At 44.5% G+C, this 14010-nt stretch carries 11 protein-coding genes; 7 read left to right on the top strand and 4 right to left on the bottom strand.

What is annotated here, in order from left to right; translation table 11 throughout:
- Positions 1 to 126 precede the first annotated feature (126 nt).
- The 4 genes from lnt to AK824_RS12100 all read left to right on the top strand — a co-directional run bounded on the left by lnt (position 127) and on the right by AK824_RS12100 (position 6436).
- On the top strand, positions 127 to 1701 hold the full coding sequence (gene lnt, locus AK824_RS12115) for an apolipoprotein N-acyltransferase (RefSeq protein WP_057761900.1): 1575 nt from the start codon (positions 127 to 129) through the stop codon (positions 1699 to 1701).
- Positions 1702 to 1893: 192 nt separating this feature from the next.
- A complete protein-coding gene (locus AK824_RS12110; protein WP_057761897.1) occupies positions 1894 to 2343 on the top strand; it encodes a hypothetical protein in 450 nt (149 codons plus the stop codon).
- Between the two features lie 299 nt (positions 2344 to 2642).
- Positions 2643 to 4211: a peptide MFS transporter gene (locus AK824_RS12105; protein ID WP_057761894.1), complete on the top strand. Its 1569-nt coding sequence runs from the start codon at positions 2643 to 2645 to the stop codon at positions 4209 to 4211.
- Between the two features lie 407 nt (positions 4212 to 4618).
- The gene (locus tag AK824_RS12100; protein WP_057761892.1) at positions 4619 to 6436 is read left to right on the top strand and encodes an aminopeptidase P family protein; all 1818 of its coding nucleotides are present in this window, start codon (positions 4619 to 4621) and stop codon (positions 6434 to 6436) included.
- 138 nt (positions 6437 to 6574) lie between these two features.
- Here the strand turns inward: AK824_RS12100 and AK824_RS12095 are convergent, their stop codons facing one another.
- From AK824_RS12095 to AK824_RS12085, 3 genes are all read right to left on the bottom strand, one after another.
- Positions 6575 to 7423 carry a cell envelope integrity TolA family protein gene (locus AK824_RS12095; RefSeq protein WP_057761891.1) on the bottom strand — a complete coding sequence of 283 codons (849 nt, stop codon included), beginning with the start codon at positions 7421 to 7423 and terminating at the stop codon, positions 6575 to 6577.
- 130 nt (positions 7424 to 7553) lie between these two features.
- Positions 7554 to 8804: a beta-ketoacyl-ACP synthase II gene (fabF, locus tag AK824_RS12090; RefSeq protein WP_413772223.1), complete on the bottom strand. Its 1251-nt coding sequence runs from the start codon at positions 8802 to 8804 to the stop codon at positions 7554 to 7556.
- Between the two features lie 237 nt (positions 8805 to 9041).
- Positions 9042 to 10400 carry an anhydro-N-acetylmuramic acid kinase gene (locus AK824_RS12085; protein ID WP_057761889.1) on the bottom strand — a complete coding sequence of 453 codons (1359 nt, stop codon included), beginning with the start codon at positions 10398 to 10400 and terminating at the stop codon, positions 9042 to 9044.
- A 143-nt stretch (positions 10401 to 10543) separates the two neighbouring features.
- On the opposite strand from AK824_RS12085, the gene tyrS reads away from it, so the two are divergent.
- Together tyrS and AK824_RS12075 are read left to right on the top strand one after the other, a co-directional pair.
- On the top strand, positions 10544 to 11755 hold the full coding sequence (gene tyrS, locus AK824_RS12080; RefSeq protein ID WP_057761887.1) for a tyrosine--tRNA ligase: 1212 nt from the start codon (positions 10544 to 10546) through the stop codon (positions 11753 to 11755).
- 98 nt (positions 11756 to 11853) lie between these two features.
- The gene (locus AK824_RS12075; RefSeq protein WP_057761885.1) at positions 11854 to 12081 is read left to right on the top strand and encodes a DUF1653 domain-containing protein; all 228 of its coding nucleotides are present in this window, start codon (positions 11854 to 11856) and stop codon (positions 12079 to 12081) included.
- Positions 12082 to 12168: 87 nt separating this feature from the next.
- On the opposite strand, the gene AK824_RS12070 is transcribed toward AK824_RS12075, so the two are convergent.
- Complete coding sequence (locus tag AK824_RS12070; protein WP_057761884.1) at positions 12169 to 13137, bottom strand: alpha/beta fold hydrolase; 969 nt, start codon at positions 13135 to 13137, stop codon at positions 12169 to 12171.
- Positions 13138 to 13328: 191 nt separating this feature from the next.
- Here AK824_RS12070 and AK824_RS12065 point away from each other — a divergent pair, with 191 nt between their 5' ends.
- Positions 13329 to 14009, top strand: coding sequence for a hypothetical protein (locus tag AK824_RS12065; protein ID WP_057761882.1), 681 nt, complete (start codon positions 13329 to 13331; stop codon positions 14007 to 14009).
- Position 14010: the final 1 nt, after the last annotated feature.

The following is a 14010-nucleotide window of genomic DNA, read 5'->3' as shown; positions in this document are numbered from 1 at the left end:
TGACTGGTATGATGGGTGGGTTTTATTTGTGGCCCTGCATAAAGCATTATGCAGTCAGGTTTTGCGTGAGTGTTATCTCATCGCTTAGCTGAGAAATTTTAGAAAATATGGTTTTGGATAACTGCTATGCGTCTGTCTACTGTTGATTTGCAAAAACGTCTGAACCCCGATAAGCCAAAAGGTTTACACATGGGATTGACGGTACTAATAGCTTGGCTGGCAGGGGCCGCTTTTATACTCGCGCTCGCGCCTTATGGTATTTGGCCAGTTGCCTTGGTATCACCTGCCATCTTATATGCGTTATTGGTACCAGCGATGACAGGTCGCCGCGCCTTTCTAATCGGTCAGGCCTACGGTACAGGGCTATGGTGTGTTGGCGCGTTTTGGCTATACACCTCGATACACGTTTATGGCGATACACCCGCATGGCTTGCGCTGATTATGATTGCGCTCATGGGTCTAGGCATGGGCTTGTTCCATGGCTTTTTGGCGCTCATCTTTAATCGTGTGGTCGGCAAGCAGCCGTTATCTTTTGCTGCCTTATGGATACTCCAAGAGTGGATGAAAACTTGGTTGTTTACTGGTTTTCCTTGGCTATTCGTCGGTTACGCGTTTACTGAACAGTATTGGCTGTCTTCGCTAGCACCTGTGGCTGGCGTCTTTGCGATTTCTTTCGTAGCGGTATTATTGGCTGCCAGTATTGTTGAACTATTGCGTCGTCGCGGTGGCTATATGATTCCATCCATAGCATTGCTAGTCATTAGTAGCGCGCTATGGTTGATCAATCCGCAATGGACCAAACCAAAAGGCACTCCTGATCTATCGGTATCTTTGATTCAGGGTAATATCCCGCAAGACCTAAAATGGCTCACTGAGTATCAGATTGAGACGCTAAAAATCTATGCAACGTTGACTCGTGATGAGTGGGGACGTGACATCGTGCTGTGGCCTGAATCGTCGATTCCTATGTTTCAGACAGAAGCTGTTGGGTTTATCAGTGAAATGGTTGCGATGGCCAAAGAGACTGACACGACATGGGTGACAGGTATTCCTTATAAGGATGAAGCAGCGTTTGATGCCAGTACAGATAAATATCCGCCGTTCTACAATAGCGTGGTTGCGCTAGGGGCACAGGCAGAAGGGCTGTATAAAAAGCAACGTCTGGTGCCATTTGGGGAATATATTCCATTCCAAGGCGTGCTTGATATTCTGCCAAATCTAGCAGGTAGCCAAGACATTATGAGTTATAGTCGCGGCAATGAACAGCAGTCGCCGCTGCGTGTTCGAGGGCATAATTTAGGTGCAGCCATCTGCTATGAAGTGGCTTATCCAGACACTACGCGCAAAAATGCGATTGGCACGGACTTCTTATTGACCATCTCAAACGATGCTTGGTTTGGTACGTCGGCAGGCCCGCTACAGCACTTACAAATGGTACAGATGCGCGCATTAGAAAACGGTCGCTGGTTTATGCGTGCGACCAATACAGGTGTGACAGCTATCATTGATCACAAAGGTCGTATCGTAGAGCGTGCACCGCAGTTTGAACGTACTGTATTGCGCGGTGACATTCAGGCACGAGTTGGCAACACGCCATTCATGCGCTTTGGTCAATATCCTATTTTGTTTATCATGGCACTGTTGCTGATACTCAGCTATTTGGGTAAACGTCCGAAAACTCCAGTACGTTTGGTTAAGTAGTATTGTTAAGTAAGATGTGTTGATAGCGAATAATAGATAACTGATTAAGTAGTTAGCTGTCACAAGTGCCAAAAATGAATATTTAAATTGTGGATAATAAACCCTTTAAATACTTAAGGGTTTTCACAAATCAGTATAAATTGCGATATAATAGGTCAATATTTCAAATATTTTGTGCAAGGTGGATAAGGTATGTCAGAAGGTATCGTTAATAACAATCCAAAAAAAGAGCTGTTATTCGCTTTAGGTGGCATTGCCATGTTCTTAGGTATTGTCTTACTTATTGGTGTTTCTGCATTTTTGCGTCCAGCAGGCGAGCATATTACTGCTGAGACAACTGAAGCATCAGCTGCGGCAGATGAAGCAGAAGCCACTGCTACTGAAGAAGAAGCGGCTCCAGCCAATGCAGAAGCTGCGACAACAGAAGAAGCGTCAGATGCTACAGCGCCTGATACTGCAGCAGATGCAACCGTAACACCAGCGACAGATGCAGATAGTGCAGTTGTCACCGCAGAAGCTGGTACAGCAACGGCCTCTGGTACTGTAAGTCAAGCCGCTGTTGCCGATGCTGATTTGACCGCTGAGCAAGCGGATGGTGACTTAGATGCTGGCGACGCTACTGATGAGACCGCAGCACAGTAAGCTGTAGTATGACTATGTAAATGATCCAAAATAGTGCCACTCGATTGTTAAATGAGCTGCATTATGAAGTCTGTATCAACAGTGCTATAAGCATAATATTACTGTCCTAGATACCTATAAAAAGAGTCCGTTCTCAACCATTGAGAGCGGGCTTTTTTTATGAGTATTTGTGTAATTTTTGACCAATTCTTTCTTTACTTGATTATAGCCAAGTGAAACAATGTTCCGCCTATATGACCGTCCATCTGGATAATCAGGGGTTTGGTCATTACAAATATGATCTTTAAAGGAATAAAGTTATGGGCACAGAAACAAATTCGGGGGCTAGTGCAGCAGAGCTAGAAGCACTAGACAATGGCTTTATGGGACATCCTGCGCCCTTACGCTCATTGTTTTTTACCGAAATGTGGGAGCGATTCTCCTATTATAGTATCCGTCCACTATTAGTTCTATTTATGGTGGCAACAGTGAGTAGTGGCGGTTTTGGCTTCGATGAAGTCACCGCTTCTGCTATTTATGGTATTTTTGCCGGTTCGTTATACTTAGCAGCAGTACCAGGTGGCTGGTTAGCAGATAACTGGCTAGGTCAAGAGCGTGCGTTATGGTGGGGCAGTATTATTATTGCCCTTGGTCACTTGTGTATCGCGCTTTCAGCGATGTTTGGCATGACGCTGTTCTTTGTTGGTTTAATCTGTATTGTCTTGGGCTCAGGGTTATTTAAGACCTGTATCTCAGTGATGGTTGGTGCGTTGTATCCTAAAGGTGACTCTCGCCGTGATGGCGGTTTTACCTTGTTTTACATGGGTATTAACATCGGTGCGTTATTAGCAGCACTTATCGTTGGCGTATTCAAAGAAAAAGGCATGTGGCATGTCGGCTTTGGCGTTGGTGGTTTGGGTATGCTGGTCTCATTACTGATTTATCGCTTTGTCGCGCAAAAGAACTTAACGCGTTATGCACGCGCTAAAGGTATTTCTGCTGAGTGGGAAAAATCTAACGACCATTACAAAAACATCGGTCGCTGGGTTGGTGGTTTTGTCGCCTTGCTAGTAGCCGCAGTGCTATTAGTGTCTACCGGCATGATATCGTTCAATCCTGAGATGGTTGCAGAGTATATGACGTATATCATTGCTGCGGTGGTCATCTTGTATTTCGCTATTATGTTTATCTCTCCGCGATTGGATAAGACGGACAAACTACGCTTGCTAATTTGCTTTGTTTTAATTATTGGTTCGACGCTGTTTTGGTCAAGTTTTGAGCAGCAGCCAACGTCTTTTAACTTATTTGCCGATCGTTATACCGATCTGAATGTTTTAGGATTTGAGATACCAAGTATTTGGTTCCAGTCATTGAACCCGCTATTTATTTTAATATTGGCACCTATCGTTAGTATTATTTGGGTCAAGCTTGGTAACCGAGGTCTTGAGCCTAGCAGTATGGCTAAGTTTGCACTCGGTATGCTACTGGCAGCCGCAGGTTTCGCCTTGATGATTTTTGCTTCAAAAAGCATTTTAGCGCCTGGTGCTGGCCTGGCATCGCCACTATGGTTGGTTGGTAGTTTATTATTATTGACGCTAGGTGAGTTAGCATTAAGCCCAGTTGGTTTGTCTGCCATGACTAAATTGGCGCCAGAGGGTATGCAAGGCCAAATGATGGGGCTGTTCTTTGCTTCTATCGCTATGGGTAACTTGGTTGCCGCTTTCTTTGGTGGGCATGTATCTGCTGACAAAATCGAAGGGTTACCAGGTCTGTTTACCACCATGACCATCTTCTTGGTAGTTACCGCTGTACTATTATTGATACTAGCAAAACCTATCAATAAAATGCTCAAAGAAAGCGAGCGTGAGAAACAATTGGCTAAGCAATAAGATAGTCTGATGTACATTTGTGATTAACAACAGCACAAGTGACATATAATGAGACGTGTTACCATTACTGGTAGCACGTTTTATTGTTTTAGTTGATGAGATATTTGGCACAAGCCATTGAAAGCTTACTATCTGCCCAAACATCTAATGATAGGGCACTGTGAACCCCAGTGACGCAATATTAATCTCAATTTTTTATTCTCAATAAGTAGAAGTAATTACCCAAACAAACATAATTAGATAGCTAAATAATTAGACTGTTTGCTTGAATAATTGCTATCGATAATAAATATCTTATTAAAACTAAAGCGGTATCAACAACTCAAACAAGACGACTATTAGAACAAGACGATTGTAAATAATCGCTCCATCATCATATTTTTATAATTTCTATAAGGACACATTCAATGAATAAACAAGCCATTCACGAACGTATTGCTAACTTACGCAGCACCTTAGCCGCGCAAGATCTCACCGCAATCATCGTACCGTCTGCTGATCCACATTTATCTGAATATCTACCAGAATACTGGCAAGCACGCTTATGGCTGTCAGGGTTTACCGGTTCTGTCGGCACGCTTGTTGTGACTGCTGATTTTGCAGGTCTATGGACGGATAGCCGTTATTGGGTACATGCTGCCGACCAGTTAGAAGGCACAGGTATTACTTTAGAAAAGCTTGCGCCAGGTCAGCCAAATCATATCGACTGGCTAGCCGATCATTTGCAAGAAGGGGATAGCGTAGCAGTAGACGGCAACGTACTATCTATCGCCGAGCAAGATCGCCTGCTAAATGCTTTTGATGCCAATGATATTACTTTGATCACTGAGCGTGATGTGCTGACAGAAATTTGGACAGATCGTCCAGCACTACCAGCGGCCAAATTATATACTCATGATGAGCAGTTCCTTGCTCAGTCAGCCACCTCAAAGCTTGCTGATGTGCGTGCAGGCATGGCAGAAGCTGGTGCGACCCATCATCTGCTTTCAAGCTTAGATGACATCGCTTGGTTGACGAACTTGCGCGGTGCGGATGTTGATTATAATCCGGTATTCTTGTCGCACATGTTGATTGATGCCGATAAAGCAACGTTGTTTGTTGATACTGATAAAGTAAGCGAAGATATCGCACAGAGTCTAAAAGACAGTGGTATCACATTGGCTGACTATTCTGCTGTGCAAGAGGCTTTGAGTGCATTAACGCCAGACGATTTATTACTGTTAGATCCGAGCAAAGTCGCAGTAGGTACACTCTCAAAAATGGCAGATGATGTTGGTTTTATTGAGCAAATGGCGCCTAGCACATTACTCAAATCTGTCAAATCTGATGCAGATATCGATCATGTTTGTGAAGCGATGCGTCAAGATGGTGCTGCTTTGGCTGAGTTTTTTGCCACATTTGAGCAGCGTCTAGCAAACGGCGAGCGTTTAAGTGAGCTAGATGTTGATAGTATGCTGATAGACGTGCGCAGTCGTCAGCCGCATTATGTCTCGCCAAGTTTCCCGACCATCGCAGGCTTTAATGAAAATGGCGCATTGCCACATTACCGCGCTACACCAGAAAAATTCAGCTACCTTGATGTGGCTGAGGGCGAAGGCGGGTTACTACTGATTGACTCAGGTGCACAATATCAAAACGGTACGACTGATATCACCCGCGTAGTCGGTATTGGGCAAGTCACTGCTGAGCATAAACGCGACTTTACGATTGTGTTAAAAGCTCACATTGCGCTAGCTCGTGCTCATTTCCCTGATGGTATTGCTTCACCATTGATTGATGCCATTTGCCGTGCGCCATTGTGGCAAGCACAGATGGACTATGGTCATGGTACAGGTCATGGCGTTGGTTATTTCTTGAACGTACACGAAGGCCCACAAGTCATCGCCTATAGCGCCAGCATACCAAAAGAGCGCGCAATGAAAGTCGGTATGATTTCAAGTAATGAGCCAGGTCTATACCGCGAAGGAAAATGGGGTATCCGTATCGAGAACTTGGTAGTGAATACGCCAGTTGCTAAGCCTACTGAGACAGAGTTTGGTGATTTCTTAAACTTTGAGACCATCACTTACTGCCCAATCGATACGCGTCTGATTGAGCCGTCACTGTTGGATCAAACCGAGATTGATTGGCTAAATGACTATCATAGCCAAGTCTTCGCAGAGCTAAAAGATCGTGTTGAAGGTGCAGCGCTTGAATGGTTGACTGAACGTACCAAAGCCATTTAATATCAAGCTCAAAACATTAACTAAAAGTACTAAAAAGCCCCGTAAACAATTTACGGGGCTTTTTAGTGTTCGTTATTTAGTACTTACTACTGAGTGACTGTTGCTAACTGTAGGTTCAACACTGAAAAAGGTACACTGTCAGTGAATACTTTTCTTAGCAGCTTCATTATTAGTAGTTAAGTCATTCTGCTCGCTAAAGTGTTGAGTGACCTCAGCACGTAGCCAAGACTTTAGGTTTTCGGACATCAGCATCATTTGCTCACTGAGATAGTCATCGACCTGTGTTTCTAGCTCGCGGATTAGCTGTTGATGTGTTGCATCTAGCTTCGCGTCTTTTAAGGCCAAATTAATCGCTGCACTGGCTTTATTGTTAATGTCTTTAATGTGGTTATCGCTAAGCGTATGTGCCTGTTCGCCAATGGTTTTGTTATCAGCACTTTTATTATCGCTAGCATTGCCTTCAGTATTTTTTGCTTCTGATGCCACTTTTTCAGTCTTTGCGCTAGAATTATCAGTAACAAAATCGTCAGTAACAGCGCTATCTGTCACGACTTTATCTGTGTTTACTTTAGCTACGTCATTATTAGTAGCCAGTTCTTTGTAGTTTTCTTTCTCTAACGCTGTCTGCTCATTTTTTTCTTGTTCTTTTTGAGTCGCTTCTGCTTTGCGTGTGGCTTCTTCTGTTTCTTTTTTCTTCTGCTCGTCTTCTAGCTTTTGTTTTGCAGCGGCCGCGTCTTCTTGCTCTTGTTTGTCCGCGATTGCTTTCGCAATGGCTTGTTCGGCATTGTAGTTGTCGTATAGCTCGTCTACATACGCATCTAAATCATGAGTATTAAAAGTGAAGTCTTCAAATGAGGTGTCAGATTGCAGCAGAGTAGTGATGTCTTTTAGTTCTTGGGTAATCGCTGCGCGTACTGGCTCAGGTGCACACGTCCAGCGTTGATAAAACTGATGGGAAAATGAGTAGCTTGACATGGTATCTTCCATAAATGTTCCAAAAATTACCCCTTATCATACGCAAGTACGATAAGGGGCTGCAAGTGGACAAACGTAGCAAATCTGACACCAACGTTACAACGCATTCATTACAATGCGCTGCGAGGTAGTTGGGTGGCTGTTATTGATTGACAGGCCAGCGAGCAAATACCAATGAGCCATTGGTACCACCAAAGCCAAAGCTGTTGGATACTGCATACTGCAGGTTATCAACTTTGCGCGATTCATTAGCCACATAATCAAGGTTACAGTTGTCCTCGATATCATCTAGATTGATCGTAGGCGGTACATGCTGGTGTTGTAGCGCTAATACTGTAAAGATGGCTTCAACTCCGCCAGCAGCACCAAGTAAGTGACCAGTCATCGATTTGGTTGAGCTGACTAAGATGCTGTCTTTTACAGGAGAGAACACAGTTTCGATAGCAATAGACTCAGCCACGTCACCCGCAGGGGTACTAGTACCATGAGCGTTGACATAACCGACGCTTGATGACTCGATCCCAGCATCGTTTAGTGCATTTTGCATCGCTCTTGCCGCACCGCTACCGTCTTCTGGTGGTGCAGTAATATGACTGGCATCATCACTCATACCAAACCCGACTAGCTCTGCCAATATCGTTGCACCGCGAGCTTTGGCATGGGCAAGGCTTTCTAACACCACCACACCAGCACCATCACCAAGGACAAACCCGTCACGACCTTTATCAAATGGACGTGAGGCTTTGGTTGGCTCATCGTTGCGCGTAGATAGTGCGTGCATCGCACTAAAGCCAGCTATACCAAGTGGGCTAGAACCCTTTTCACTACCGCCTGCCAACATAACGTCAGCATCGCCATAAGCGATCAAACGAGCAGCAAGACCCATAGCATGAGTCGCCGTGGTACAAGCCGTCGATGTCGCAAGGTTTGGGCCTTTTAACTTATGCTTAATCGCTACCAGTCCAGCGGCCATATTAACGATAGAGCCTGGAATGATAAAAGGTGAGACTTTGCCTGCGCCTTTTTCGTGTAGGGTATCACGACTGTTTTCAATCGTTTGGATACCGCCAATACCTGAACCTAAAATAATACCAAAGCGATCTTGGTCAACGCCTTGCACAGGCGCATCAGCAGCACTGACTTCATCGATAAAACCAGCGTGCTTTAGGGCCATGGCAGAAGCGGCAACCCCATAATGCATGAACTCATCATAGCGACGCGCATCTTTGGCATTCATATATTGCTTGGCATCAAAGTCTTTGATCACGCCTGCGATTTGCGCACGGTAGCCTGTGGCATCGAAATGCGTAATCGGTGAGATACCACTCTCGCCATTGAGCAATTTGGTCCATGAGCTATCGACGTCTAGACCGAGCGGCGTAATGGCGCCCATACCTGTGACTACCACACGCGTATCATCAGAACGCTCGTAGTGAGGTGGTTTTTGACGCGATTTATGTACAGGTGCTGCAGTCATATTATTTGTGTCATCAGTGGTGGCTTGGTCGATAGGTGAACTACTATTCTGGCTCATGCGATATATCCTATACTTACAGGTCCTAAGAGGATGGCGTTTCAAAAGTCATTATAAAACACATAGGTGCACGTATGTAAACTAAAATTTAACTGGTCAGGCAAAACATACTTGACCCAATACCACGCCTTTATTTGCACCAGTTACCGCTGGTAAATTACCAGTTTCACCCATCAATGTTTGTCTGGCCAACCATGCAAAAGCAACGGCCTCTACCCATGTTGGCGCAAGCCCTAAATGTTCAGTGGTTTTTACTGTGCAATGGGGTAGGTGTGCTTGCAGGCGTGCTATTAAATAGTCATTCAATGCGCCGCCGCCGCAAACATATACCGAGCTGTTTTTGGCAAGGCTGACAAACATATTGATTTGCGTACTGGCACTGATAGCCGTTAGCTCAGTCAAGGTTGCTTGCACATCGGCTGCTGAGTAACTGATGTTAGCATTGGCTTGCTCAAAAGCCTGTAGCTCGTCCTGCAACCAAGTTAAATTAAAGTCCTCACGACCTGTGCTTTTTGGATGAGCCTGAGCAAAAAACTGATGTGCTAAAAATTGCTGTAATAATGGCTCAATGAGGGTTCCAGACTGCGCCCAAGCGCCACCTGCATCATAAGCATTGTCGGTATGCAAAGATATCCACGCATCCAATAATAAGTTGGCAGGTCCAGTATCGTAACCAACAACTTGAACTTCTTCACTGGCTGGCAAGACGGTTATATTGGCAATACCGCCTAAGTTTAATAGCACACGGGTACTATCGGGATTGGCAAATAATGCCTGATGAAACGCAGGTACTAACGGCGCGCCTTGACCACCAACTGCCATGTCACGACGTCGGAAATCACTGACCACGCTGATGCCTGTGCGCTCAGCGATGATATTGGCATCAACCAGTTGCAACGTAAATCCCATCTGCGGGCGATGGCGTACGGTTTGTCCATGACAGCCAATCGCTAGCACTGACTCAGGATCGGTATTTGATTGTTGCAATAGCGTATTGACCACTTCGCTCGCGAACTCAGCATACGCGCGACTTGCCCAACCGAACCAATCCAACTCACTGCTTGGTTCATCGGCCTCTGGTACGAGTTGATTCACGCCATTCGGCTGACATAATGCCAATAGTACTTCACGCAGACGTGGCGGAAAATCTTGGCTATACGTTGTAAGCAGTCTCATCGGCGGTTGGGTGCCATCTTCGTTGCTCATCTCAGGATTAAACTGACAAAGAACCGCATCCATACCATCCAAACTGGTGCCAGACATCATGCCGATATATAAGCCATCATCGAAGCTTTCAAATACGGTTTGCTCAAGGGCATCCGTTAAGGTGGCATAGTTCGAATTATCAGAGGTCAAATCATCAATATCGTCTGAAGGGTTATCCAAACCATTATTCATAAGCAAGTCTGCGAGGGCATTATGGTCAGTATCAGCAATCGATGCGGGGTTGGTCATGGCAATTTACCTTAAAAAACGCTAGTATATCCGTCAAATTCTAGCATTTTTTCTGACCTTTTGAGGTTCTAAACTTCCTAAGGTGTTGAGCCAGTAACCGTCATTCATAAAAATCCCAATTAAAGTGATATATAGAGAGCATCATGACCAATCAAACTTACACCCTAGAAGAACAACTGGCCCTTATTCAGCGTGGCACGCAAGAGATATTGTCTGAAGATGACTTAGTGGCTAAGCTAAAGCTCAATCGTCCATTACGTATCAAGGCAGGCTTTGATCCTACCGCACCAGATCTACATTTAGGTCACACGGTATTGATCAATAAACTTAAGCATTTCCAAGATTTGGGTCATGAGATTTATTTCTTAATCGGCGATTATACCGCCAAGATTGGTGACCCTTCTGGCAAAAACAGCACACGTCCACCGTTGACTGATGAGCAAATCAAAGCCAACGCCACGACTTATGCTGAGCAAGTATTTAAAATCTTGGACAAAGAAAAGACTCGCGTGGTCTTTAACTCTGAGTGGTTCAATGACATGAGCGCCGCTGACATGATTCAGCTTGCCAGTCAGCAAACCGTTTCGCGTATGCTAGAGCGTGATGACTTCTCTAAACGCTATGCATCACAAACGCCCATCTCAATCCATGAGTTTCTTTATCCTTTAGTACAAGGCTACGATTCTATCGCCCTAAAAGCCGACGTTGAGCTTGGCGGTACCGATCAGACCTTTAACTTGCTAATGGGTCGCACGCTGCAAGGACGCTATGGCCAAGAGCCGCAAGTTTGTATTACTGTGCCAATCTTAGAAGGGCTAGATGGTGTCAACAAAATGTCCAAATCACTGGGCAACTATGTCGCTATCTATGATGCACCAGGCACCATGTATCAAAAAATCCTGTCGATGCCGGACACACTGATCCATCGCTACTTTGAGTTTTTAAGCTTTAAGCCAATGGAAGAAGTGGCAAGCTTGATGCGTGAAATGGAAGACGGACGCAACCCACAAGAAATCAAACGTATCTTAGCCGAAGAGTTAATCGAACGTTTCCATGATGCTGATGCCGCTGCTAATGCGCACAAATCTGCCGGTAACGTTTTAGCAGATGGCGAGCTACCAGTTGACTTGCCAGAAGTGATGCTTGATTTAGAAGGGCAAAATGCGTTATTCATCACTCAAGTATTGAACCAAGCCAAGCTCGCTAAAAACAACTCAGCAGCCAAAGATATGGTGAAACGTGGCGCGGTAAAAGTAGATGGCGAAGTCGTTGATGGTGGCTTTAGTCTAACCTCAGGTCAAACGGTCGTGATTCAAGCTGGCAAGAAAGCGTATGCAAAAGTGACGGTTGGTTAGATAATCTATAAAAATGATTAAGAGCGAGGTCGGCAGTAATTGTCGACCTTTTTTATGAAGCGACAATTAGCAGCCATTTTTAATAGTAGGAGTTTGCTATGACTAAAACCATCTCTCAAGGCATCTACCGTCACTATAAAGGCAGTTTGTATCAAGTATTGCATGTGGCGCAGCATTCAGAAACCGAGGAATCGCTAGTGGTATATCGTTGCCTATACGGTGAATATGGCGTGTGGGCACGTCCGCTTGCGATGTTCGCTGAAACGGTCACGGTCGATGGTAAAGAAATTCCACGATTTGAATTGATTAAACCATTGAATGATTAATACTTAGCCAACGATTCAGATTGAATTTAGCGCACAAAAAAGCGACCCGTTGAGGTCGTTTTTTTGTGCATTATTAAAAACCCATAATTAAGCGTTCAGAAACTCTTTCAATACTTTATAAAAACTAACTGGTGCATCCATTGGTACAGCATGCCCTGATGTTGGCAAAATAATACTACGTGCATGGGGCAGCAGAGTGGTCAAACGCTGTTGCCATTCTGCATGATATAACTGCGAGCGCGCACCAATTAGTAAAGTAGTCGGAATATTGATAGTGGGCAAAACATCTCGGTAATCGTAGGGCAGCGCAACATAAGCCGATAGGCAGCGCAGTTTGTGTTGCCAAGTCGCGTGTTCCATTAATGAGATTTTGTGTGGTGCCCGATAACTGAGGGCTTTTACCAATAATTGCGAAGGTTTGCTACTAACAGAGAGCAGAGAAAAAGAGCGTTCCATGTCTAATAAATTTACTTTTAATCGATAGGGCAGGTGACGGAAGTCAACCATTTGCTCGGCTTGTAGATAAGGGGCAGTGTCGGTAATTAATCGTGTAAATTGCGCAAACAATTCGGTTTGTCGTGTACCGAATACACCGCCACCTTGCCAGTCTGGCTGATTATGAATAATCGGTGCTTGGTCAATATTCAGATAGTGACTCACGCGCTGAGTACCAAAGTGCTGAAAATATGCCCACATGACCAATGCTCCCATCGATATCGCGGCAACAGGAAAAGCCTCAAAGCCAGTTTCTTTACTTACGTATTCAAATACATCTTGGGAATCCTGTGTATATTGCTCAATAAAATCAAACGTTGGCAACGTTAGGTCACTGGCCAAACCAAACCCTCTAAAATGCGGCAAGTAAAAGCAGTAATCTTGAATGAGCGGTAAAATAAATGGCAAAAATTGCCTCGCATCCATACCGAAAGCGTGCATTAATAGGACAGGTTTACCTTTGCCAATGACAGAGACGGGCAGCAGCGTTCCATCGGCTGTTTGGACAGTAATGGTCTTTAACTGGTAGGGAGTAGGAAAGGGTATGAGGTCTTTTTTCATAGAGTGATATCTCTTTGATTTTTCAAGCTGTCTCGGTCAATTTAGCTAAGAAAGTATTGCGGTAGAATACACCGCGACAAAATAGTTATACCGCGAATAAAAGACTGCTATATTAAAGCTGTCACCTGACCATAGCATAGAATTTGGCTGGCGGTAAAAGCAGTAGCATTAACTGACAAGGATACAAGTGCATGAGTAGATCAACCTTGCCATTACTCGATAGTAGCCTATATCCACAAGTATGGCAGCAGCAGACATTTACCAGTCCGCAGACGCTTTTACTATCGATGCTGTCTGCTACTTTGAGTAGGGAGGTCACAATTGATGCCAGTGCTTTTACGAAGCAGTTATTGGCAGATGATATTTATCAAGAATGGATTAATACCACAGTATTTGGGCGTTATTTGCATCGTAACTTCACCGCATTCTATCAGCAGACAGAAGACAGTTTTAATACAGATATGCCTGCATTGTTCCGTCAAGAATTAGTACGGCATGCGCAGTATTTACCATTAGGTCAGGTATTGTTTTTTGCAGGAGATATGCCCAAAAGTGTACGACAGACTAAGACGTTAACCACTACGGTGAATCCGGCAACGGCAATAATAAATGCTCAGACAATGTCTGAGAATCTGGCACAAAAGCTGACCGTGAATACTTCAAAGTTAATTATTAATCAGATAACTATCACTGGTAAGCAAGTTTTAGGGTTTGCGATACGTCATAATAAACGCACTAGCGAACGTCTGCGTAATGAAGTGCTGATTTTGGACTTTCAGGATTTGCGTTTGCTCAATGAGCAAGCTATTGAAGACATAAAAAAAAGCAATATAGATGACTCTATATTGCTTCGATCGTATGAGATACGCTAAC

Origin of the sequence: Psychrobacter sp. P11G3 (genome assembly GCF_001435845.1) — a bacterium.
Lineage (GTDB): Bacteria > Pseudomonadota > Gammaproteobacteria > Pseudomonadales > Moraxellaceae > Psychrobacter.
This window is presented reverse-complemented; position numbering and strand designations above follow the sequence as displayed.

Excerpts from the sequence above, each read along its gene's own strand:
- lnt (WP_057761900.1), top strand. The coding sequence starts at position 127 with ATGCGTCTGTCTACTGTTGATTTGCAAAAACGTCTGAACCCCGATAAG.
- AK824_RS12110 (WP_057761897.1), top strand. The coding sequence starts at position 1,894 with ATGTCAGAAGGTATCGTTAATAACAATCCAAAAAAAGAGCTGTTATTC.
- AK824_RS12105 (WP_057761894.1), top strand. The coding sequence starts at position 2,643 with ATGGGCACAGAAACAAATTCGGGGGCTAGTGCAGCAGAGCTAGAAGCA.
- AK824_RS12100 (WP_057761892.1), top strand. The coding sequence starts at position 4,619 with ATGAATAAACAAGCCATTCACGAACGTATTGCTAACTTACGCAGCACC.
- AK824_RS12095 (WP_057761891.1), bottom strand. The coding sequence starts at position 7,423 with ATGGAAGATACCATGTCAAGCTACTCATTTTCCCATCAGTTTTATCAA.
- fabF (WP_413772223.1), bottom strand. The coding sequence starts at position 8,804 with ATGGGCGCCATTACGCCGCTCGGTCTAGACGTCGATAGCTCATGGACC.
- AK824_RS12085 (WP_057761889.1), bottom strand. The coding sequence starts at position 10,400 with ATGACCAACCCCGCATCGATTGCTGATACTGACCATAATGCCCTCGCA.
- tyrS (WP_057761887.1), top strand. The coding sequence starts at position 10,544 with ATGACCAATCAAACTTACACCCTAGAAGAACAACTGGCCCTTATTCAG.
- AK824_RS12075 (WP_057761885.1), top strand. The coding sequence starts at position 11,854 with ATGACTAAAACCATCTCTCAAGGCATCTACCGTCACTATAAAGGCAGT.
- AK824_RS12070 (WP_057761884.1), bottom strand. The coding sequence starts at position 13,137 with ATGAAAAAAGACCTCATACCCTTTCCTACTCCCTACCAGTTAAAGACC.
- AK824_RS12065 (WP_057761882.1), top strand. The coding sequence starts at position 13,329 with ATGAGTAGATCAACCTTGCCATTACTCGATAGTAGCCTATATCCACAA.